The organism is Marinobacter nanhaiticus D15-8W (assembly GCF_036511935.1).
Lineage (GTDB): Bacteria > Pseudomonadota > Gammaproteobacteria > Pseudomonadales > Oleiphilaceae > Marinobacter_A > Marinobacter_A nanhaiticus.
Window position 1 is genome coordinate 5225584 of sequence record NZ_AP028878.1, and the last position, 21557, is coordinate 5247140.

At 60.6% G+C, this 21557-nt stretch carries 19 protein-coding genes; 16 read left to right on the forward strand and 3 right to left on the reverse strand.

Annotated elements, in window-relative coordinates; genetic code table 11:
* Window positions 1-35 precede the first annotated feature (35 nt).
* The 8 genes from RE428_RS23525 to RE428_RS23560 all read left to right on the forward strand — a co-directional run bounded on the left by RE428_RS23525 (window position 36) and on the right by RE428_RS23560 (window position 10347).
* A complete protein-coding gene (locus tag RE428_RS23525; protein ID WP_004579710.1) occupies window positions 36-467 on the forward strand; it encodes a CoA-binding protein in 432 nt (143 codons plus the stop codon).
* A gap of 547 nt (window positions 468-1014) precedes the next feature.
* Complete coding sequence (locus RE428_RS23530) at window positions 1015-2292, forward strand: HD-GYP domain-containing protein (protein ID WP_040882350.1); 1278 nt, start codon at window positions 1015-1017, stop codon at window positions 2290-2292.
* Between the two features lie 91 nt (window positions 2293-2383).
* Window positions 2384-3334 carry an AEC family transporter gene (locus RE428_RS23535; protein WP_004579708.1) on the forward strand — a complete coding sequence of 317 codons (951 nt, stop codon included), beginning with the start codon at window positions 2384-2386 and terminating at the stop codon, window positions 3332-3334.
* A gap of 234 nt (window positions 3335-3568) precedes the next feature.
* Complete coding sequence (locus RE428_RS23540) at window positions 3569-5836, forward strand: putative bifunctional diguanylate cyclase/phosphodiesterase (RefSeq protein ID WP_004579707.1); 2268 nt, start codon at window positions 3569-3571, stop codon at window positions 5834-5836.
* Between the two features lie 110 nt (window positions 5837-5946).
* Window positions 5947-6267, forward strand: coding sequence for a hypothetical protein (locus RE428_RS23545; RefSeq protein WP_004579706.1), 321 nt, complete (start codon window positions 5947-5949; stop codon window positions 6265-6267).
* A 248-nt stretch (window positions 6268-6515) separates the two neighbouring features.
* On the forward strand, window positions 6516-6977 hold the full coding sequence (locus RE428_RS23550; protein WP_004579705.1) for a MerR family transcriptional regulator: 462 nt from the start codon (window positions 6516-6518) through the stop codon (window positions 6975-6977).
* On the forward strand, window positions 6974-9763 hold the full coding sequence (locus RE428_RS23555; RefSeq protein ID WP_004579704.1) for a heavy metal translocating P-type ATPase: 2790 nt from the start codon (window positions 6974-6976) through the stop codon (window positions 9761-9763). The genes RE428_RS23550 and RE428_RS23555 overlap by 4 nt, the downstream gene beginning before the upstream one ends.
* Before the next feature lie 125 nt (window positions 9764-9888).
* Window positions 9889-10347, forward strand: coding sequence for a DUF411 domain-containing protein (locus RE428_RS23560; protein WP_004579703.1), 459 nt, complete (start codon window positions 9889-9891; stop codon window positions 10345-10347).
* Window positions 10348-10374: 27 nt separating this feature from the next.
* Here the strand turns inward: RE428_RS23560 and RE428_RS23565 are convergent, their stop codons facing one another.
* The gene (locus tag RE428_RS23565; RefSeq protein WP_004579702.1) at window positions 10375-10743 is read right to left on the reverse strand and encodes an EF-hand domain-containing protein; all 369 of its coding nucleotides are present in this window, start codon (window positions 10741-10743) and stop codon (window positions 10375-10377) included.
* A gap of 107 nt (window positions 10744-10850) precedes the next feature.
* On the opposite strand from RE428_RS23565, the gene RE428_RS23570 reads away from it, so the two are divergent.
* The 4 genes from RE428_RS23570 to RE428_RS23585 all read left to right on the forward strand — a co-directional run bounded on the left by RE428_RS23570 (window position 10851) and on the right by RE428_RS23585 (window position 15458).
* Window positions 10851-11408: a hypothetical protein gene (locus RE428_RS23570; protein ID WP_004579701.1), complete on the forward strand. Its 558-nt coding sequence runs from the start codon at window positions 10851-10853 to the stop codon at window positions 11406-11408.
* Window positions 11409-11508: 100 nt separating this feature from the next.
* Window positions 11509-13500, forward strand: coding sequence for a ribonuclease R family protein (locus tag RE428_RS23575; protein ID WP_004579700.1), 1992 nt, complete (start codon window positions 11509-11511; stop codon window positions 13498-13500).
* A gap of 90 nt (window positions 13501-13590) precedes the next feature.
* Window positions 13591-13791, forward strand: a complete 201-nt coding sequence (locus tag RE428_RS23580) for a hypothetical protein (RefSeq protein ID WP_081614548.1) — start codon at window positions 13591-13593, stop codon at window positions 13789-13791.
* Between the two features lie 116 nt (window positions 13792-13907).
* Window positions 13908-15458 carry a putative bifunctional diguanylate cyclase/phosphodiesterase gene (locus RE428_RS23585; RefSeq protein WP_004579699.1) on the forward strand — a complete coding sequence of 517 codons (1551 nt, stop codon included), beginning with the start codon at window positions 13908-13910 and terminating at the stop codon, window positions 15456-15458.
* Window positions 15459-15591: 133 nt separating this feature from the next.
* On the opposite strand, the gene RE428_RS23590 is transcribed toward RE428_RS23585, so the two are convergent.
* Window positions 15592-16485: an acyltransferase gene (locus RE428_RS23590; protein ID WP_004579698.1), complete on the reverse strand. Its 894-nt coding sequence runs from the start codon at window positions 16483-16485 to the stop codon at window positions 15592-15594.
* Window positions 16486-16601: 116 nt separating this feature from the next.
* Window positions 16602-17276, reverse strand: coding sequence for a haloacid dehalogenase type II (locus RE428_RS23595; RefSeq protein WP_004579697.1), 675 nt, complete (start codon window positions 17274-17276; stop codon window positions 16602-16604).
* 89 nt (window positions 17277-17365) lie between these two features.
* Between RE428_RS23595 and RE428_RS23600 the strand changes: the two genes are divergently transcribed.
* The 4 genes from RE428_RS23600 to tpx all read left to right on the forward strand — a co-directional run bounded on the left by RE428_RS23600 (window position 17366) and on the right by tpx (window position 21532).
* A complete protein-coding gene (locus RE428_RS23600; RefSeq protein ID WP_004579696.1) occupies window positions 17366-18637 on the forward strand; it encodes an alpha/beta hydrolase in 1272 nt (423 codons plus the stop codon).
* On the forward strand, window positions 18621-19520 hold the full coding sequence (locus RE428_RS23605; RefSeq protein ID WP_004579695.1) for a LysR family transcriptional regulator: 900 nt from the start codon (window positions 18621-18623) through the stop codon (window positions 19518-19520). The genes RE428_RS23600 and RE428_RS23605 overlap by 17 nt, the downstream gene beginning before the upstream one ends.
* A gap of 126 nt (window positions 19521-19646) precedes the next feature.
* The gene (locus RE428_RS23610) at window positions 19647-20864 is read left to right on the forward strand and encodes a multidrug effflux MFS transporter (protein WP_004579694.1); all 1218 of its coding nucleotides are present in this window, start codon (window positions 19647-19649) and stop codon (window positions 20862-20864) included.
* A 170-nt stretch (window positions 20865-21034) separates the two neighbouring features.
* Window positions 21035-21532: a thiol peroxidase gene (gene tpx, locus RE428_RS23615; RefSeq protein WP_004579693.1), complete on the forward strand. Its 498-nt coding sequence runs from the start codon at window positions 21035-21037 to the stop codon at window positions 21530-21532.
* Window positions 21533-21557 lie beyond the last annotated feature (25 nt).

Consider the following 21557-nt stretch of genomic DNA (forward strand, 5'->3'; position numbering starts at 1 on the left):
GACTCCGCCCCACGCACAGACCCTGGAGACCACCCATGCCCGAAAGCCGTCCGGACCAATTGCGCCAGATCCTTGAATCGGTTCGTACCATTGCCCTGGTGGGCGCCAGCGAAAAACCGCACCGTGACAGCCATAGTGTCATGGCCTTCCTGCAGGGCAGGGGCTATCGGGTCATCCCCGTCAATCCGCGACTGGCGGGCGGCCAACTGTTAGGCGAGACGGTCTACCCCAACATTACCAGTATCCCCGATGCTATCGACATGGCGGACCTGTTCCTAGCAAGCCGTCGGGTCGGCCCGATCGTGGACGAAGCCATCCGCAAGGGTGTGGGTGTGGTCTGGATGCAAATCGGCGTCATTGATGAAGAAGCCGCCCAACGGGCAGAAGACGCCGGACTCAAGGTTGTTATGGACCGCTGCCCGAAACAGGAGATCCCCCGCCTGGGCGTCCCTTTGGCTACAGCCTGATGCGGCTTCTCTCGCCCGCTTGCGGCCTGCTGCACCTGCCCTAAAAGGTCAGATTGTTACCTGGCTTGCCACGCCTCGCCATTTCCAGGGAAGGCGCGAGGCATAACGTCACCTTTCTTTACGTTTTGCTCGCCGGCTCGCTGAAGCCCTGTATGAAGTTGTTGACTCAACCTGGCCCGGCATTTCCGGTTTTCATCAAACGGACTCATTCTTGCGAGAGATTCGAAGGGTAGTTTTAGGCCCCAGCCCAATGAACCGCGATCCAACTCCGCCGGCCACCGATCAGCACGATCGAACCGGCGCGCCACAATCGGAGGTGCAGCATGGTCGATCAGCTGGTCTCATTTGCAAAAATTACAGCGGTTACCGGTATCTTCGTGGTCGCATCAGCCTACGTGGGCGGCGTAGGCATGTAGGAACGTTTGCACAGCCCCGCCCCGGACATGTTAGCGAGTCGGGGCGGGGCTGTTTAAAATTTCGTCAAACGCCACCCTGCCGTAGCCTTCCCGTGCCATAATCCGTGTTACTCCCATAAGACTTGTCGCCTATGCCGTTTCGACGACTGACCAAAGATCTGCGGAACACAACGCAAAATAATAAAAAGCACGTGGATACCCTTGTCAGGACTCGCCTACCCGTCGATCTCGTGGCAATGGGGATGCGCATCATCAGCCTGGACCGCCCATGGACTGAGGTCCCTGTTCTTTTTCAAGGCTTTACCGTCGAGACACCCAATCAGTTAAGTATACTCCGCCAGTACTGCGATTGGGTCCTTGTGGAGTCAACGTCGCGTTTGCTCAAGCCCTTACTTGATCAGATTGAGGTTAGGCGCAAGCGACGTGAGCAACCGCTGCCGGAGACACGCACCCTCCACGAGGAACTACCGCGTGCCCAGGAGGCCTTTCGAACCGGCCAGCTGTTCGTTCAGGACATCCTGTCCCAGATCGAAGCCGGACGTGAGCTCGACCTTTCGGAAGCCCGTCCTGTCATAAAGCTCTGTGTCGAAAGCATCAGCGCCAACCCCAATGCGATGTTCTGGATGAACCGTATCAAGCACGAAGATGCCTACACGGCAGAACATTGTCTTCGGGTCGCTATCCTGGCAGTCGCCTTTGCCCGTTATCTGGGAATGCCTCAGCAGGATCTGGAGGCTGCAGGCCTTTGCGGGATGCTCCATGACATCGGCAAAATGCGTGTTCCGGGCACCATATTGAATAAGCCCGGCGCCCTGACGCGAGATGAAATGGATGAGATGCGGCGCCATACGGAATATGGGTATGAGATGCTGCTGTCTCATCACACCCTGGATCCAATCGTCGCCAACGTGTGTCGTGATCACCACGAACGCATCGACGGCAAGGGCTATCCGCGCAAACTGGAAGAGTGGCAGATCAGTCGCTTCGCTCGTCTGATTTCAATTGTCGATGTATTCGACGCGATAACCAGTGATCGTGTCTACCGTGCCGGTATGCCGACCACCGATGCTATGCGTATCCTATTTCAGGAACGGGGCAAACAGTTCGATCCGGAGATGGTGGAGGCCTTTATCCGTATGGTCGGGATATATCCGCCCGGCAGCCTCGTGGAACTTAACACCGGCGAAGTCGCCGTAGTGATTGCCACCCATCCATCCTTTAAACTACGCCCTCGGGTTGAGATCCTGCTAGGGGCGGACAAAACACCAGCTGAGCCCCGGCTGCTCGATCTCAAGGACGAACCAGTGACCGAGAGCGGGGAAACCTATGCCATCGCCACGTCCCTTCCCGACGGCGCTTACGGCATTACGCTGGCGGACCGCATCAGCCAACTGACCGGCCGTCCCTGAAGGCCTATTTCGGTCAGTCTGCCAACCTGTCAGTCCCGAGGCCGCAAGCAAAAGCTCGTTTGATTAGCACGTTACCCAGAAAGGGACACTCTTGTCTTACCTCGACAACCTGCTTTTTTCACTCTCCGTCACAGCCCCGATTTTCCTGGTGATGGCCGCCGGCTGGCTGCTTCGGCGAGTCCATTGGATTGACGACACGTTCGTCGAGACCGGCTCCCGACTGGTGTACCGGCTGGCCTTACCCGCACTGATCCTCACAAGCCTGGTGGACCTGGACCTGTCCACCTGGGTCGATCCAAAGCATGTCGGTTTCGGTATGGCCGCCACCATGGTCAGTTTTATCCTGCTGTGGATCGTTAGCGCCTGGTGGCCCGGATCGGGCCCCGACCGCGGTGTATTCGTACAGGGGGCGTTTCGTGGCAACCTGGGGATCATCGGCATCGCCGTCTGCGCCAGTCTCTATGGCAAGACCGGTCTGGCCGTCGGTTCGGTGCTGCTGGCCGGGATGACACTGCTGTACAACGTCCTGTCGGTCTTTGCGCTGACAGCTGCATCCGGCCGGGGAGGCGCCTCCTGGCGCAACATCACCAGTCACCTGCTGCACAACCCGTTGATCGTCAGCATCCTGCTAGGTCTGTTACTGGCGGCTTTCAAGGTGCCTGTGCCAGATCTGATTCTGACCAGTGCCGCCTACTTCGGCCAGATGACCCTGCCCCTGGCCCTGCTCTGCGTCGGCGCCACATTGAGCCTTAGCGCCCTGCGGTTGGGATCTTCGTCAGCGATCGTAGCGACCGTCATCAAGCTCGTCTTGTTACCGCTGTTTTTTACCCTGTCCGCCATTCCCCTGGGCTTCGATGCCCTGCAGCTGGGCACCCTGTTCGCGATGTTTGCCTCGCCGACCGCCACCGTCAGCTACGTCATGGCCAGGAGCATGGGGGGCAATCACCAGCTCGCTGCCAATATCATTGCCCTGACCACGCTGTTTGCTCCAGTGAGCCTGAGCCTGGGAATCTACCTGCTACGAACGCTGGAGCTGATATGATCGTGTATGGAACTCACAACGGTGGTCCATGTCTTATACCGCTTCGCCATTCGCAGCCAGCCGCAGATAGCTTCGCACACCAAACATAACAAACTATTATCTTTCTTGAGACCTGCCTCATAGCCTGCACTGCTCAATTGCAAATACTTGTAAACTTTAATGAAGTTCTCCGGTGACTGGCCGAGAATCTATACTCACGCGCAGCACGGCTGCTTAAAAATCAACAGGAACTGCATGCAGAACGACGTTTCCAGCCACACAACGGGGATTGCCCGGGCGCTTCTCCATCCCGTGCTGCCTGTTGTAATGCTATTGGCGTTCGTCGTACTTACCGCAGTGTTCTGGCAGGGCATCGAGTCCCAGTCACGGCACCAGATCCAGTTGACCCTGCAGGCGGAGGCGAATGCCCTGGTGCGGGAACTGCAGGGCGACTTCCAGAGCCATGTCCGGGCGCTGCGCCGTATGGCCGAACGCCGGGAGGCGTCGCCGGACCTCTCCGAGGCCACATGGAAGGCCGACGCCGACAACTATCTGCGGGACTTCAAGCATTACCAGGCCATCGAGTGGGTCGACAGCAATTACCGCATCCGCTGGGTTACCCCTCTGGCGGGGAACGAGAATGTGCAGGGTTTCAATGTTGCTTTTAACCCCGAACGCCTGGTCAGCCTGCAACGGGCCACGCAAACAGAGCAGGTCGATTTCTCAGGCATTATCGAGCTCAAGCAGGGCGGCAGCGGTATCGTGATGTATGCCCCCATCGTTAGGGGCGACGAAAGTCTGGGCTATATCGCCGGCGTCTTCCGTATGGAGGGTCTGGTCGAAGCACTGATCACCCCCCGCGTTCACGATCTTTTTCGGGTCGAGATCATCGAAGGGGGCCAGAGCCGGTTCGACGTCACGCCGGAAGATCCGGTGGCCGATCAGATACAGGAAACTGTAGCGCTTGAGGTGCCCGGCCTGGACTGGGCCCTGAGGTTGACGCCTACCCAGCTCTGGGTTGACCAACACAAAGGGGCCTGGCCCCAGGTTGCGCTGCTGAGTCTACTGGTACTGGGTATCCTCATCAGTGCACTGGTCTGGCTGGCCCAGTTGATCCAGCGGCGTAATCGGGCACTTGTCGAAGCCCAGGTAGCGTTGAACGAAGAGATTTACCAGCGAGAATCGGTGCAACAGGACCTTGCCCGCATCGAATCGACCGACAGCCTGACTGGACTGGCCAACCGCCGCTTCTTCATGGAGGACCTGACCCATACCCTGGCGATCGCCGACCGTCAATTCCGTCAGGTGGCGTTGATCATGCTCGACTTGGACCGCTTCCAGATCCTCAACGACACCCTGGGACACCATTTTGGCGACGAGCTGCTGATCAAGGTGGCCGAGCGCCTCAACCGCTTTAGCAGCGAGCGGGTGCTGGTAGCCTACTCCAGCGGTGACGAATTCATGGTCTGCCAGCAACACATCGACGATATCGACGACGTGATCTACCTGCTGGGCCAGATCAAGCAGTGCTTGGTCGAACCTTTCGTCGTGCAGGAACAGGAACACCACATCACCGCCACCATGGGCGTAGCGATCTACCCGCAATCCGGCCTGGATGCCGACATCCTGCTGCGCAATGCCGACGTCGCCCTGTACCGGGCGAAGGAAGCCGGCCGCAACAATTACCAGTTCTACACCGAAGGCATGCAGGATCGCGAAGTGCGCCGCCTGGAGCTCGACAAAGACCTCAACCGGGCCTTGAGCGAGGACCAACTGGTGCTTCATTTCCAACCCCAACTGGACCTCGCCACCCAGCAGATCGGCAGCGTCGAGGCCCTGGTGCGCTGGCAGCACCCAACCCGGGGCCTGTTGCCACCGGCGGACTTTATTCCCCTCGCGGAAGAAAGCGGGCGGATCACCGATATCGGGCGCTGGGTGGCGCTCGCGGCCTGCCGGCAGTTGGCGGCTTGGCAGGGCGGGCCGCTGGAACACCTGCGTATCGCCATCAACCTATCCGGGCGGGAACTGGAAGACCACGACCTGGTGGAGAACATCGAAGCCGCCCTGCGCAGCAACAACGTCAGCGCCGGGCAGCTGGAAGTGGAGCTGACCGAGGAAATATTCATCGACAACCTGGAGCACAACCTCGACCAGCTCAAACGCCTGAACCAGCTCGGGGTCCATCTGGCCATCGATGATTTCGGTACCGGTTACTCATCGCTGGCCTATTTGCGGGACTTCCCGGTGGACCTGCTAAAGATCGACCGGTCCTTTATCACCCGGGTCACGGAACGCCACGACGACGCCGTTATCACCCGCGCCGTAATCAACCTGGCCCATAACCTGGGAATCCAGGTGGCCGCCGAGGGCATCGAGACCGAAGCCCAGCTCAACTTCCTGCGCACCCACCGTTGTGATCTGGCCCAGGGCTACCTCATCGGACGGCCGTTGCCGGTCGAGGAATTGGAAACATTGGTCGCCAAGGGCGTGGACCTCGGCCACCTGTCCCACCAGGCCCCGTAAGCCCATCACCAACCCCGAACAACCACTTGATATTCACATTGAACGGCCGCAGGCACAATGACGTAAACATCGTTAACATAGTCTGATCGTCCACTGGTTTGCGGAGCACCATGACCCTGCCCAACCCCCATTACCTCACACCGGAACAGGACCAGAGCCTGCGCCGCTGGGAAGACTGGAACCGCCGTTACTTTATCTTTGCCTTTATCACCCTAGTGATCCTGCTGGTCTTCAGCAGTCAGTTGGGGCTTTCCAGCGGCCACGAATGGGGACCACTCGGCATCCTGCTGGTGGCGCTGGTAGCGCCCATCGTCGCACTGCAACTGCGGCTGCGCTGCCCCGCCTGCAACCACCGTATTGGCTGGCAAGCCAAACTGCAGGCACCGGATCAGTGCCGTCATTGCGGAACATTCCTGCGTTCCCGGCAATAACATCCAAGGTCAGCCCTATGGGCTGCTCCGAAGCTAAAGCATCGGCTACATTTTGTTGATACTCGAGCGTGTAGCAGATGCTTTAGCTTCTGAGGCGCCGCAAGGTGCCCATAACTTTTGCTCCTCACGTCGCATCTCGTATCCCGCACTCGCCACTCTTGCTGAAAAGATCCCTCACTTCACGCTTGACCTTTGAGCCGCTCAAAGGTTTTAAACTAAGTTCAATCTTATGAGCTTGGAGCGATGCAATGAAGGTCAGCGAAATTGCCCGCGCAGCCAGCGTTAACCCAGAAACGGTACGCTACTACACCCGGGAAGGCCTGCTAAATCCGTCGCGCAATCCGGAAAACGGCTATCACCAGTACAGCGATGACGACCTGCAGCGTCTGAAATTTGCCCGTAAGGCCCGGCAGTTGGGCTTCGCTCTCAGCGAGATCCAATCCATCCTCGGCGAAGCCGACCATCATCACTCGCCTTGCCCCATGGTCCGCGACATATTTGCCCGTCGCCTGCAGGATGTGGAGGAACGCCTGGCGGAGCTCGAAGCCCTGCGCAACCGTATGCGGGAAGCCATGACGGCATGGGAAACCATGCCTGACGGCAATCCTGACGGACATACGATCTGCCGCTTGATCGAGAAGTGGGACGAAGCTTCCGAGACAAACTGTTGTGACGATACCGCATTGGCAAAGACAGGAGGACGCGCATGAACATGGCCAAGACCCAACCCCTCCAGTTAGCCATTTCCGGTGCCAGCTGCCAGGGCTGCGTGAAGAAAATCGTGAAAGCATTGGAACCGGTTGTCCCTGACCCCCAACAGGTTCGGGTGGATCTGGATGAGCAAAGGGTCACCCTACCGGGTGATGTCGACGCCGATGAGGCGGCACAGCGGATTACCGAAGCCGGTTATCCAGCACAACCGCTAGCTGAAAAAGCGGAGCCGTCTTGGCAGCGAATCGTCATAAGCGGCGCATCGTGCCAAGGCTGCGCCAAGAAGATACGCCAGGCCCTGACGTCATTGGTTGACGATACAGGCGACGTGACGGTCGATCTGGAGCAGCAGATCGTCACCTTACCGGCCTCGGTCGACCGGCCCGCGGCCGCGCGACTGATCACCGAGGCGGGCTATCCCGCCGAGGCAGATGATATGCCCGTCGATGCGCCAGATGCTGATTCCTGCGAGACAAAACCTCAACCGGAGACAATGTCGACGAACGAGGTCTCAGCCCTATCAGAACGTCCCGACGAACCGTCAATCCAGTTGGCGATCACCGGCGCCACCTGTGCCTCCTGCGTCAACACCATCGAAGGTGCGATGCGCCGGGTACCCGGTGTCGAGTCGGCGCGTATGAACCTCGCCGACCTCACGGCGACAGCCTACGGATCTGCTTCCGCTGAAGCCCTGGTAAAAGCCATCGAGAGCGCTGGGTATGGCGCTTCGGAAATCCAGGACAGTGACGCGGCGGACGACGAGCGTATGCAGGCTAATGCGCGGGAATACCGCACGCTCCTGATCAAAATGGGGGTCGGTCTGGGCCTGGGTATACCGCTGATGGCCTGGGGTCTGCTCGGTGGTACGATGAGCGTGACGCCGGCGAACCAGATCGGCTGGCTGCTGGTGGGCGCCGCGACCCTGGCCGTGCTAGTGCTCGCTGGCGGACATTACTTCACGGGCGCCTGGAAGGCCTTTCGTCATCACAACGCCAATATGGACACCCTGATCGCCCTGGGCACGGGCACCGCCTGGGCCTATTCGATGGTTGTGGTGGGCTTTCCCGAGTTCCTGCCCCAGGCGGCCCGCCATGTCTACTTCGAAGCATCGGCCATGATCATCGGCCTGATCAACCTCGGCCAGGCCCTTGAACTGCGGGCCCGCGGCCGGACTTCGCAGGCGATACGCCGGTTACTCGATCTGCGTGCCAAAACCGCGCGCGTGATCCGTGACGGAGAAGAGAAGGACATTCCGGTCGAAGAGGTAAGGATCGGCGATCACTTTCGGGTCCGTCCCGGAGAGAAAGTACCTGTGGACGCCCGGGTGATCGATGGCGCGAGCCGCATCGACGAAAGTATGCTTACCGGAGAGCCCATGCCGGTGGCTAAAGCGCAGGGCGATGAGGTCGCAGCAGGGACACTGAACACCAGTGGCTCACTGGTCTGCGAAGCAACCCGTGTCGGGTCTGAAACGGCTTTGGCCCAGATCATAAAGATGGTGAAGAAAGCTCAGGGCGAGAAACCACCCATCGGCCGCCTGGCGGACAAGATCTCCGCCATTTTCGTCCCTACCATTCTGCTGGTTGCCATTGGCGCAGCACTGGCCTGGTACAACTTTGGGCCTGCACCGCAGGCGGTGCATATGATGGTAGCGGCGACGACGGTGCTGATCATCGCCTGTCCATGTGCACTGGGCCTGGCCACACCGATGTCAGTCATGGTGGGCGTCGGCAAGGCGGCCGAACATGGCATCCTGATCCGTCAGGGAGAGGCCCTGCAACTGGCCGGTCAAATCGATACGGTGGTTCTGGACAAGACCGGCACGATTACCGAAGGGCATCCCAAGGTGACGCGGATCGATCCTACCGAAGGCGTGGGCGAAGCCGAACTCTTGCGACTCGCAGCGAGCCTGGAGCAACATTCGGAACATCCTCTGGCACAGGCGATACTGGCCGCTGCCGACGAAAAACAGCTCGAAAGGGCACCGACACAGGATTTCGAGGCGCTCAACGGCATGGGCGTCCGCGCGCAGCTGGATGGGGCCATCCTGCGCCTTGGTAATCGCCGCTGGCTGGAGGCCGAGGGTGTCGACCTGCAAGCACTGGCCAGGGCAGCCGAAGTCATCTCCAACCAGGCGGGTACGCCGCTGTTCCTGGCCCGGGATACCCAGGCGCTGGGTGTAATCGGTGTTGCGGATCGCATCAAGCCGGATTCGCGGGATGCTGTCAACGCGATGAGGGCCCAGGGGATTCGCGTGGTGATGCTCACCGGCGATGTCGAGGCCAGCGCCCAGGCGATTGCCCGGGAGGCGGGAATCGACGAGGTGCACGCCAACGTCCTGCCGGAAGACAAGGCCAATATCGTCAGTCAGTTGCGTCGTGAGGGTCGGCATGTGGCCATGGTCGGCGACGGTATCAATGATGCACCGGCCCTGGCCGCCGCGGATGTCGGCTTCGCCATTGGTGCCGGCACGGACGTAGCCATCGAAAGTGCATCGATTACCCTCATGCGCAGTTCACTCAATGGTGTTACCGACGCGATCGCGATCTCCCAGGCGACCGTACGTAATATTCGCCAGAACCTGTTTGGTGCTTTCGTTTACAACAGTCTCGGGGTACCGGTCGCCGCCGGCATACTCTACCCGGTCTGGGGCATCCTGATGAGCCCGATACTGGCGGGCGCGGCCATGTCCCTGTCATCGGTCACTGTCGTCACCAACGCCAACCGGCTACGGTTGTTCAAGCCGGACCGGTCAGCTGCAAACACGGAGGGAACCTCCACATGATGGACATTCTGATCAACGGCGCCGGGCTACTGCTCGCCGCCTTCGTGGTCGGCTGGTTCTGGCTCAGCGGGCCAGCCGACCAAGCCGAGAACAACACCCATCAACATCATCATTGAGGAAAAGCCATGTCCAAGGCGAAACAATTCCTGCGCGCGTCCCTTCTGGCAGCGGCGAGCCTGGTCGCCACGCCAGCACTGGTCCATGCAGCCGAGGCCATTACCGTGTACAAGTCGCCCACCTGTGGCTGCTGCACCGACTGGGTACGGCATCTGGAGGAAAACGGGTTCGATGTGACGGTCCACGACACTGCGAATATCAACGAGATCAAGGTAGACGCCGGCCTGACCCGCGAGCTGGCAAGCTGCCATACCGCCTTCGTGGGGGATTACGTGATCGAGGGGCATGTGCCGGCCCAGGATATCCACCGGCTGATCGCAGAGGCTCCACAGGCACAGGGCCTGGCTGTTCCGGGCATGCCGATCGGCTCGCCGGGCATGGAAATGGGTGATCGGAAGGATCCTTACACCGTGCTGCTGTTCAACGAGGCCGGCCAGAGCCGGCCCTATGCCAACTATCCGCAGTAATGCCGGAGTAGTGCCGGCCGCGATCCGTTACTGAGCGCGGCCGGCACTGTTGCAGTGTGCACGGAACTCCAGCTTGCTGATGCGATCGTCGCGATCGGCGTCGACGATCTCCAACATCCGCCGTCCACCTTCGAAGTTCGATCCTGCCGACCGCGTTTCCATACCCTCCGGCACGTCACCGCATTTCAGATCCTCGCCTATTCCGCATTCGCGCAGGTAGACCAGTTCCGCCTTGTCGATGTAGTCATTGCCATTACGATCGGCGCATTCGAACTGGTCCTTTGGGCCAGCCCCCAATTTCTGGGCAACAGGCTCCTGTGAGCCGCCGCTGGTATTACATCCCGCCACGGCCAGACCGGCCAAGGCTATCAGGAGTGGGCTAATACGCTTTATCATCGAATCTCTCCCTGTTTTCCCTACTAGGGCAAGTATGGTCGATCTCGATCAGCCTGCCAGACTTCGGGATGCTGAAAGGGATTCACGGACCGATTCGGACACACGACATGCTCGAGAAAACCAAGAACCGGCCCCGGGTGCTGCAGTTCATGCTGATTGTACTCTTCCTCTACGGCAGCTTCAGCTACAGCCTGAGCCTGTTGGAGTACACCTGGTTCCAGACCCAGGGCACCGCCGTACTGGGCGTAAAGGCATCCTATGACTCGATGACGCCCCCACGCTGGGCACGGCTGAATGAGGAATGCAGCTCCCACCTGCTACCGGCCGCGGGTATCGAACTCACCCCGGAAGATGAACGGGTCGTGCTGCGTTGCGGTCGCTTCTGGCCGTTCCACCGCTATTCGATCGACGTACCGAATGATCCGGTCAGCAGGGACCTGACCAACGAGAACACCGACACTATCTACCTGATCAACATGGTCTGGCTGGCACTCTCCGCCGCCGTCCTGGGACTGGCCGGCTACACCGTCTACCGTATCGTCCGGCGCGACGAGCGGGGAGCCTACTATTGGAGCTTGACGTCCTTTGCCAGCAGCATCCTGATGGTGGCACTCTATGTGGGCCTCATGTTCTGGGCCGACCCGCACTTTGGCTTGGGTTGGTAGCGGATCGGGCCAGGAGATTGAGGCAAACTCTGACGTAGCGAGCCAGAACCGGTATACTGCCGGTCCATTTTTTACCACCCCGCCAGCCAGGTTTCATTGCATGCTAAACGCCGACGCCCTATCGCAGTTGCGCCAGCTCAAAACCGATATCGAAGCCAACAAGGTTGTCTATCCCGGTACCGTCAAGGCCACTAGCGGACGCTTCGGCTTCGTCGCGCTCGACGACGGGCGTGACCTTTATTTGCCCCAGGAACAGATGCAGCGGGTGCTGCCGGGGGACCGTATCGAGGTCATCGAGCACGAAGGCGAGAAGGGCAAGACCTATGCCGAAGTGGATCGCCTGCTGGACTCGCCGCTGAAGACCTTCGTCGGCCGCTACCAGGTACGGGGCAAGGGCCATTTCGTCGCGCCGGAAACCCCGGGCCTGAACCACTGGCTGTTCATTCCGCCCAAGGAGCGCGCGGGCGCCGAGCCGGGTGACTTTATCTACTGCCGTATCAGCCGTCATCCGGTCAAGGACGGCAAGGGCCAGGCCAGTGTTCTCCGTGTGCTGGGCAAGCCCAACCAGCCGGGCATCGAACGTGCCTTTACCCTGGCCCAGTTCGATCTCAACGAGGATTGGCCGGAAGAAGCCCGCAAGGAACTCGACGCCCTGGGCGAAAAACAGATCCAGGCCCAGGCAGAAAAACGGGCCGACCGTACCGCCGAACCGTTCGTCACCATCGACAGCCCGAGCACCCAGGATATGGACGACGCGCTCTGTGCTGTGCCCAACGCCACCGGCTGGACCCTGTCCGTCGCGATTGCCGATCCTACCGCCCTGCTCCAGGTCAACGGCCCGGTGGAGCGTGAAGCACGCAACCGCGCTACGGCTATCTACTTTCCCGGAGAGCCCCGGCCGATGCTGCACGAGGCGGTGAGCACACAGCTGTGCTCCCTGGTGCCGGATACCCAACGCCTGGCCGTGGTCTGCGACATTCAGGTCAACAACGACGGTTCCTTGGGAGATTTCAGCCTGCAGGAGGCGGTCATCCGCTCCCATGGCAAGCTCAGCTACGACCTGGTGGACGGCGTGATCGCCGGCCGTAGCGATGACGAAATCAAGGCCCTGCCGGATAACATCGTCGCCAGCCTGGACCAGATGCACCAGGCCGCCAGTGCCCTGCGCCGCTGGCGTGAAGAAAACGCCTTACTGAATACCGACCGTCCGGAATTCCGCTTACGCCTGGACGAGAACCGCCGGATACGGCTGATCGAGCCCGCCGAGCAGAACGAAGCCCACCGTCTGGTAGAGGAGTGCATGGTCGCTGCCAACCGTTGCGCCGCCCGTGCATTGGCGGAAAACTGCCCAGCCGGCCTGTTCATCACCCATCCGGGTCTGCGGGACGACCGCGTCGACAATATCCGCGAACTGCTCAAGCGCCACGCACCCGAACTGGCAGACGTGGACCCGACCACACCGGAAGGCTTCCGTCGCGTGATGCTGGAAACCGGCGAGATGGATGCCGACGTACCGGTCAAGGCCATCGTTACCCGACAGTTGGCCCGTGCAGAGCTCGCCTTCAGTGCCGCGCCGCACCAGGGTATGGGACTGCCCGCCTACACCACCTTTACCTCGCCGCTACGCAAGTACGCGGATTTCCAGGTCCACCGGTTGCTGCGTGCAGCACTGTGGGAGGGACAGGAATCGGCATTGACCGAGCAGCAGTTGGCCGAACTGCAGGACGCCCAGATCAATGCCCGCAAGGCGGCTAACAGCCTGGAACAGTGGCTCAAATGCCAGTATGCCCCGCAACTCGGCAAAGAGGCCCAATCCGGCACCATCAGCCGTGTCACCTCCTCCGGTTTCTATGTTCGCCTGGACACCAATGGCATCGAAGGGTTCGTCAGCACCAAGGACATGGAAGGCAAGTACAGCTTCGATCCGGTCACGCTCAGTCTCAGCGGCCCCAACGACCGCACCTTCCTGCTGGATCAATCGGTGCGCGTGGCGCTCGCCGGGGTGGACAAGGAGCGGCGCCAGATCCTGTTTACCCTGGTCGAGGACGCACCCAGCGCCGGAGACGAAGTGGCCAAAGACGCCACTGCTTGAAAAGCCGTCTCCAGAGGGTCATAGTCTCAGATGTAATTATCTGAGATGGCTTGGTGTGTTCGGCACATCCTGCCAGAAAGGGGGTGATTGATGCGTCCCGATGAGTTCCTCAAGAAATATGGTTTCGACCAGGAGGAGGAGAAGGACCATAGCCTGCGTGGTCAAGCGCTTGACCACGCCCGGCATCTCAAGCGCCCCCACGCCGGAACGCCGCATGATTGGGAAGAATGGGAGGCCTACCGGCGCGAGCATCCCGAAGACGTTGAACAAGGCGATAATAACGAGTCCTAACGAGCCTTTGGTTAACAACAGCGTCAGGGACGATATCTCAATGATGGCCGAGACGGCCGCCGCGTGCATCCCGGAAAGCGACGTCGACCGGAACCAACCAGTGACGGGTGGTATCAGTGTCCAGGGAAAATGAGTCCACGGAACGTGGGACCAGGGAAAGGGAAAGCGAGACCAGGGAGATCGATAACGATTTCCGTCAGAGTGTAAATGCCCTGACCCTCCAGCTTCGCGAGCGACTGGCTCGCGGAGACAGCGTCGGCGTTACTTCCGATTCCCGGGACCCTGATGTGCAGCACCTGCTGGACTCGGTCCACCACATGTTGGCGTTACTGGATCAGGCCCTGCACGAACAGAAGTATGTCGATATTGATACCGGCTTTGCCAATGCCGACTACCTTGAAGAACAACTCGATCGCCATCTGAAAACCGCCGGTCCTCCCATACTGTCATTGATCCTGCTTAGCATTCCCAATCGGACCCTGGTAGCCGAGACCCTCGACGCCCGCGAAACCCGTCAGCTCAAGATGGCCTTGCGCCAACGTCTGCAGCGCACCCTGGCCCCCAATGAAATGATCGCCAGCCTGCCCGACGACACCCTCGCCTTTGTCGTTCCTCTGGATAGCGAACCCAAGCTACGCCTGCGCGCCCAACAGATCATGAATGCCCTGGACGACCCGTTCAGTCTTGGAGAACGCCAGGTATGGCTTTCGGCAGTCGCCGCTGCGGCACGCGCCCGGGAGGATGGACCGGACACGTCCCTCAGCCTGATCCAGGCCGCCCGGGCAGCGCTGGGTGAATCCCGGAGCAAGGGCACGGGCAGCTTCGTACTGTTCGAAGACACCATGCGCGCCCAACGCCACGGTCGGCTCGATATGGAACAGACGATCCGCTCGGCCTTACGTCGCGGTTGGTTGGAGACGTACCTGCAACCCCTGGTGGACCTGCAGCGCGGCGAGGTTACCGGTTTCGAGGTACTGGCCCGCATCAACCATCCCGAACGGGGCCTGATTTCTCCTTCGGTGTTCGTGCCCGTCGCCGAGCGTACCGGGCTCATTCGCCCCATGAGCGACCAGATGATGCGCCAGTCGCTTCCACTGCTACGGGATGAGCGTTTGCAGGAACGCTACGGCAATGATTTCAGCCTGAGCGTGAACCTCTCCCCTACCCAGCTGCATGATCCGAGTCTGGCGGACCAGATCCTGCAAATCCTGCACTGGGAAAAAGTGCCGCCCCATCGACTGAAGATCGAGCTGACGGAAACGGCAGTGATGGCCGATCCCAACGTCGCCATCCACCTGATCCACAAGTTGCGCAAGCACGGCGTCGCCATCGCCCTGGACGACTTTGGTTCCGGCTACTCGTCATTGGCCTACATCCGCAACCTGCCGTTAGACCAGCTCAAGATTGACCGTAGCCTGGTCTCGGGCCTGGACCACGACGGCGAAAAGCGCGCTATCCTGGAGATGATCCTGACCCTGTGCGAACGCCTGTCCCTGGACGTGGTGGCCGAGGGTATCGAAACGGAACCGGAACTGGGGTGCCTATTGGGTATGGGCGCCCATTTCGGCCAGGGCTTCCTGTTCAGTCGGCCCAAGCCGGTGGAGGAGCTGTTGGCGCATGTGCCGGCGAGCGGCTTGCTACAGCCCGCCGCGACAGACGAGGTTTGACGGTACAGAAAGGTATCGATCGGAAAAGCCTGTGGCCCCTGCGGTTCGGCAAGCCTCACGGTGAGCCTGCGAACCGCATCAAACCAGGCACGTAACTACAGGAAATGATAGCCACGGCTCACCCAGCATTCGACTACCGCTCCGTCATCAGCCCGTCCAACATGACGTCCTTCTCCGACCAGATACTGCCCAGCCAGGCCTTCATTTCCTTCCTGTATTCCGCCTCTTCCGTGTAGTTACGGCCCTTGAGATGAGCCGGAACCGGCACGGTGTCGATGCGCATGCGCACCTCGGGTACCCGGCCACAGAGGAAATCCCAGAAACTGGGCGAGCCGCCAGGATAGGCGATGGTGACATCCACCAAGGTCTCGATGGCATCGCCCATCGCATCCAGAACAAACGCGGCACCACCCGCCTTGGGGGTGAGCAGGTGCTTGTAGGGCGATTTTTGCTTGGTGTGTTTGATCGGGGTATAGCGGGTGCCCTCGACGAAATTCATCACGGACACTGGCGCAAAGCGGAACTTCTCACAAGCCTTGCGGGTGGATTCCATATCCTGGCCGCGCTTCTCGGGATGCTTGATCAGGTACTCCCGGGTGTAGCGCTTCATGAACGGGAAATCCAGCCCCCACCAGGCGAGGCCGATCACCGGTACCCAGATCAGTTCCTTCTTGATGAAGAACTTGAGGAACGGGGCGCGACGGTTGAACACCCGCTGCATGGCAAAGATATCCACCCAGCTCTGGTGATTACTGAGCACTAGGTACCACCCTTTACGGCGCAACTTTTCGGCGCCTTCCACGTCCCAGCGGGTCTTCTGGGTCAATTTCATCCAGCCGGTGTTACACGCCACCCAGGCTTCCGAAATCTGGATGATCAGACGGGTACACAGGCCCTGCCAGGGCTTGATGGGAATCAGCTTCAGCAGTGCGGGGATATACAGCAGCACGCACCAGAACAGGGTATTGAGGGCAAGCAGGATCGATGCGATCACGCCCACAACGGGCGCGGGCAGGAAACTCAGCATTGTTTTTGTCCATCTCCGGGCAATGGGAAACCGCCGACATCATAACAAGTGGCTCGCCAAAATGCCCGGTGGCACGGCGGACTGGATCAATATAGCCAGCGAACCGAACGGCCTCTTCAGTCAAAGCGGGCCAGCGTGTCCGGTAATTCCTGCAGACTGCGGATAATGGCTGTCGGGGCTAGGCCCCAATCCTCGAACACGGTGACCGGGTCGCGCTGGACCCAGATTGCCATGAGCCCCGACGCGCGGGCACCGATCACATCCCAGCCGTTGCTGGAAATCAGGCAAAGAGGCTCGTCCATGGCGCCCGTAGCTCGACGGGCATGGGCGTAGACCGCCGGATCCGGCTTAAAGCTCTTGATGTCGTCGACAGAGACCAGGCCGTCGAGGTATTCCAGCAACCGGTTATGGCCGAGCACCTTTTCCAGTGCCGGGTGGCTGCCATTGGAGAAGGCGTAGCATGGGTGATAGCCGTTGAGACTCGCCAGCGCAGGACCGGCATCGGCGAACGCCGGTAGTGACAGGTAAGCCTGCATCAGATCCTCTTCCCGCGCCGGCTCCAGATCGAAACCGTAACTGGCCATCGCATAGCGCAAGGCCTGGCGGGTGCAGATGCCGAAATCCTCGTACATTCGCATCAGTCCCCGGCGAAAGGCGAACTCCAGCTGCTTCTGGCGCCACAGCTGACTCACCTGGTCCGCCTGCTCACCGGCGTCGGCCCTGAGGTGATCAACCATTCCCTGCGGATCTACGAGCGTACCGTAGACATCGAAAGCAAGATGGATTTTCATTGGAACTCCCTGTAGGTCATCCGGACCAATAAAAACATGCGTATAGGTGCCGTGCACTCCATTCTGGTCGAAAGGACGTTCTAACAACAGTGGCTGCAGACTCCAAACTCCTTCGTTTTACCTTGATCATCCTGGCCGGCCTCTGGCTTTCCGGCTGCGCCGCGTCATCGTCGCGCTATGAGCCGGCACCGCAACAGTTGCAGGCCCAACCGGTCGGCGATTTCGACGAATATGCCCGTCAAGTGCGCAACCACCTGGAACAATACCGCGTCGCCATCGACGGTTTTCCCCTCGAGGACCAGGTGGCCTGGAATATGCCGTACGAGATTCCGCCGGCGACAACCTGCAATGCTGACAGCGAGTCCGTGGGGATACTCCTGGTCCACGGCTTGAGCGATTCGCCCTATATGTTTCGCGACCTGGCGAATACGCTCGCTGCCCGCTGCGTGCGGGTACGGACCCTGCTTCTGCAGGGTCACGGCACCCGGCCCGGCGATCTGGTCGATGCCGAGGCAGACGTCTGGCGGGCGCAGGTGGACGCCCACTTCGCCGCCCTGCGGGAGACCGTCGATCATGCCTTTATCGGCGGATTCTCGCTGGGTGGCGCGCTGGCGACCGAGCGGGCACTCGATCCTGATCAGCCGGCGCCGGCCGGGCTACTGGCGGTGGCACCGGCCTGGGAACTGAACGGCCTGAGGGATTACCTCTGGCTCGCCCCCTATGCCGCCTGGTTCCGGGATTTCGTGGAGGAAGAGCCGGAGCTGAACCCGGTGAAATACGAATCCCTGGCGATCAACGCCGCCGCCCAGGTGGCGGATGTACGGGCCGGCGTACAGGCCATCCTTTCCGCGCGGGAACAGATCGACCTACCCCTGATGCTGGTGGCCACCGAGGCGGACTCTGTCATCAACCTGCCTTTCCTGGCTCAACAGTTCAAGTTCCGTTTCGAGCACCCGGCCAGCCGCATGTTAGTGTTTCGCGATACCCGTGAAACCTTGCCGGAGCTGCTCAACGATCCGCGCATCCGGTCCCTGAACAGCTACCTGCCAGAGGCGCGTGTGCTGGAGTTGTCCCATATGTCGCTCAATATCGCGCCGGATAACCCGCTCTACGGCATCAATGGCCCGCTCAACCGCTGTCTCGAACCCAACGGCCTGACGCTGCAGGACTGCGAAGCCCTGGCCGAGGACGACCTCTGGTTCGGTGCCTGGCATCCCGGCGCGCTGGAGGTCCCTACCAGCCGTCTCACCTACAATCCCTACTTCGACGTGGTGGCCGATACCCTCACCCAGTTCATGCAGGCCGCGCTGGCTGGCGCCGATGAATCGCCTTACACTGCGATTCATGAACCCGATCGATAGATTCAACCTCGACATCCGCTCCCTCTCCGTTTTCCTGGCGGTGCTGGACGAAGGCAGCGTGTCGGCCGCTGCGATCAAGCTGGGCGTCAGTCAGTCTGCCGTCAGCCACACCCTGGACCGGCTACGCCAGGCCTTGGGCGACCCGCTGTTCGTCAAGGCGGGCCGCGGAATTACCCCGACCAGCTATGCCGTCCAGACCGGGCCACACCTGCGGCAGATCCTGACCGAGCTGCGTGGCCTCGCCCTGGGCCCGCCGTTTTCACCGGCACAAACAGCGATGACACTGACCATCGCCGCCAATGACTACCAACGGGAATTGCTTCTACCGGGCCTGGCGGCCGTCCTTCGCGAGGAGGCGCCGGGCATTCGCCTGCATGTGGTGCCCTCCGGCATTCCGACCCCGGACCGCTTGCGACGGGACCTGTGCGACCTGATTATCTCCCCGCATCCACCCCCCGCCAGCGATATCATGCAACAGCGCCTGCTGGACGATCGCATGGTGGTGTTCTACGACCCGACCTGCCGCGAAGCCCCGAACGACCTGACGAGCTACCTCGCCAGCCGACACATTTCCATCGTTTTCGCCACCGGCGAGCGCCTTGGGCTGGACGACAATCTGGCTGCCCAGGGCATCCAGCGTGACGCGGCGGTCACCGTATCCAACTTCGCCGGTATGCCGGCCTTCCTGCGCGGCTCGCCCTGGCTGGCCAGTGCCCCGGCACGACTGCATCGGGGCATGATGCGCGAGTTTGCCCAGGCGCCGCTGCCGTTCCCGCATCGCCCCTTCACCCTGTACCTGCTGTGGCACCAACGCTACCAACAGGATCCGGCACACCGTTGGATTCGCAACCAACTCCTGCAGGTCGCCAGTCAGATCGACTGATTCATCACATTTGTTCATGGATCGAATGAACGGCATGGCGGTTATCTTGCTCCGTGGCCTGCGTATGCTGGGGGCACCGGTTTTAATCCCCGACCGAAATTGAAGCCTGTTTGGAGCCCCGCAGCCATGCTGCAACTCGCCAGCCTGTCCACAACCGCCCTATTGGCCGCTGCCGTCGCGCTCGGTCCGCTGGCGACTGATATGTACCTGCCAGCCCTGCCGGAGCTGGGCGATGCCTTTGCCGCAGACACAGGCCAGGTTCAGCTCACCCTCAGCATCTACATGATCGGTTTCGCCCTGGCCCAACTGGTTTGCGGCCCCCTGGCGGACCCTTTCGGCCGTAAGCCGATCATGCTCGGCGGCTTGGTGCTATTTGCTCTGGCCAGTGTGGGTTGTGCGTTGGCGGAAAATATTGAAACGCTGGTGTACTGTCGTTTCCTGCAGGCTCTGGGCGGCTCGGCGGGACCGGTCCTGGGCCGGGCGGCAGTGCGTGACATCCACAACCCGCAGGATGCGGGACGTATCATGGCGATCCTGGCCGCGATCATGGCAATTGCCCCGGCCATCGCGCCTACCGTGGGCGGTGCCCTACTGGCCGGCTTCGGCTGGCCCGCCATCTTTCTTAGCCTGGGCGGCTATGCGCTGGTGGTCAGCGCGGTGATTGCTTTCGGCCTGCCCGAACCGCTGAAACCCCATTACCGGCAAAGCTTGCGTCCGGCTTCACTCGCACGCAACTATTGGACGGTATTGTGCGATCGTTCCTTCCAGGGCTATGCGCTGATCAATGCGTTGATCTTCTCTGGCCTGTTCGCCTTTCTCTCCGGGGCTTCTTTCGTACTGATCGATTTCCTGGGTATAAGCCCGACTGCGTTCGGCGCCTATTTTTCCGTCATGGTCTTCGGCTTCATGACTGGCAGTTTCCTGGCTGCGCGAATGGGACGCCGGCTTACTCCAGACCAGCTGTTACGAGTAGGTTTGATGGTGAGCGTGGTAGGTGGGCTGCTGATGGCGACACTGGCTTGGTCGGAGGTCTTCACCAAGGCCGCCGTGATCCTGCCGCAGGCGGTATTCATGATCGGCGTAGGGATGGTGCTGCCACAAACCATGGCTGGCGCACTGGCACCCTTCCCCCACATGGCTGGCTCGGCCTCAGCGATGTTCGGCTTTATCCAGATGGCATCCGCCGCGGGCGCCGGAGTGCTAGTGGGACACCTGCACAATGGCACCAGCCAGGTGATGGCAACGATCATCGCCAGCTGTGCCCTGGCGGCAGGGATCGCCTACCTGCTGCGTACTGCGCGTCATACGGCACCCGGTTTCGGAGCGGCCGCCAGCCACGGTTGACCGCTGCCGGTGTCCGTACGTCGGTCTGGGCATTTCTCCACACTTTTGGCAAAGTGCGTCTACACTTCTCCAATTCCCGTCAGCGGGTTACCCGAAAGTCGTAGCATCCAATCGACGCCTCACAAGGGTATCCTTCTGGATCTCTCGACTGATATGACAAGGAGCACACCATGAGCAAAGTCACTCTCGACGGCAATCCCATCGACGTAAACGGCACCTTCCCGGCCAAGGGCGACACCGCGCCCAACTTCACGCTGACCAATATCGGCCTGGAAGACACGCCCCTCACCGCCTGGAGCGGCAAGCGTAAGATCCTGAACATCGTGCCCAGCGTCGATACCGGTGTATGCGCCGCATCCACCCGCAAGTTCAACGAAAAGGCCGGTAGCCTCGATAACACCGTGGTGCTGGTTATCTCCGCAGACCTGCCGTTCGCAGCGGGTCGCTTCTGTGGCGCCGAAGGTCTGAAGGATGTGGTTACCCTGTCCACCTTCCGTGACGACAGCTTCCGCAAGGACTACGGCGTCGCTATCGAAAGTGGCCCGCTGCGCGGTCTTTGTGCCCGCGCCGTAGTGGTGCTGGACGAGGACAATAAGGTGATCCACAGCCAACTGGTCAACGAGATTAAGGAAGAGCCGGACTACGACGCAGCCCTGGCCGCGCTCTGATCCTGCTGGCCCCCTGATCCGGTTT

Bases quoted from the DNA above. Each gene is read 5' to 3' on its own strand.
- RE428_RS23525 (WP_004579710.1), top strand. From the start codon at position 36: ATGCCCGAAAGCCGTCCGGACCAATTGCGCCAGATCCTTGAATCGGTT.
- RE428_RS23530 (WP_040882350.1), top strand. From the start codon at position 1,015: ATGCCGTTTCGACGACTGACCAAAGATCTGCGGAACACAACGCAAAAT.
- RE428_RS23540 (WP_004579707.1), top strand. From the start codon at position 3,569: ATGCAGAACGACGTTTCCAGCCACACAACGGGGATTGCCCGGGCGCTT.
- RE428_RS23545 (WP_004579706.1), top strand. From the start codon at position 5,947: ATGACCCTGCCCAACCCCCATTACCTCACACCGGAACAGGACCAGAGC.
- RE428_RS23550 (WP_004579705.1), top strand. From the start codon at position 6,516: ATGAAGGTCAGCGAAATTGCCCGCGCAGCCAGCGTTAACCCAGAAACG.
- RE428_RS23555 (WP_004579704.1), top strand. From the start codon at position 6,974: ATGAACATGGCCAAGACCCAACCCCTCCAGTTAGCCATTTCCGGTGCC.
- RE428_RS23560 (WP_004579703.1), top strand. From the start codon at position 9,889: ATGTCCAAGGCGAAACAATTCCTGCGCGCGTCCCTTCTGGCAGCGGCG.
- RE428_RS23565 (WP_004579702.1), bottom strand. From the start codon at position 10,743: ATGATAAAGCGTATTAGCCCACTCCTGATAGCCTTGGCCGGTCTGGCC.
- RE428_RS23570 (WP_004579701.1), top strand. From the start codon at position 10,851: ATGCTCGAGAAAACCAAGAACCGGCCCCGGGTGCTGCAGTTCATGCTG.
- RE428_RS23575 (WP_004579700.1), top strand. From the start codon at position 11,509: ATGCTAAACGCCGACGCCCTATCGCAGTTGCGCCAGCTCAAAACCGAT.
- RE428_RS23580 (WP_081614548.1), top strand. From the start codon at position 13,591: ATGCGTCCCGATGAGTTCCTCAAGAAATATGGTTTCGACCAGGAGGAG.
- RE428_RS23590 (WP_004579698.1), bottom strand. From the start codon at position 16,485: ATGCTGAGTTTCCTGCCCGCGCCCGTTGTGGGCGTGATCGCATCGATC.
- RE428_RS23595 (WP_004579697.1), bottom strand. From the start codon at position 17,276: ATGAAAATCCATCTTGCTTTCGATGTCTACGGTACGCTCGTAGATCCG.
- RE428_RS23605 (WP_004579695.1), top strand. From the start codon at position 18,621: ATGAACCCGATCGATAGATTCAACCTCGACATCCGCTCCCTCTCCGTT.
- RE428_RS23610 (WP_004579694.1), top strand. From the start codon at position 19,647: ATGCTGCAACTCGCCAGCCTGTCCACAACCGCCCTATTGGCCGCTGCC.
- tpx (WP_004579693.1), top strand. From the start codon at position 21,035: ATGAGCAAAGTCACTCTCGACGGCAATCCCATCGACGTAAACGGCACC.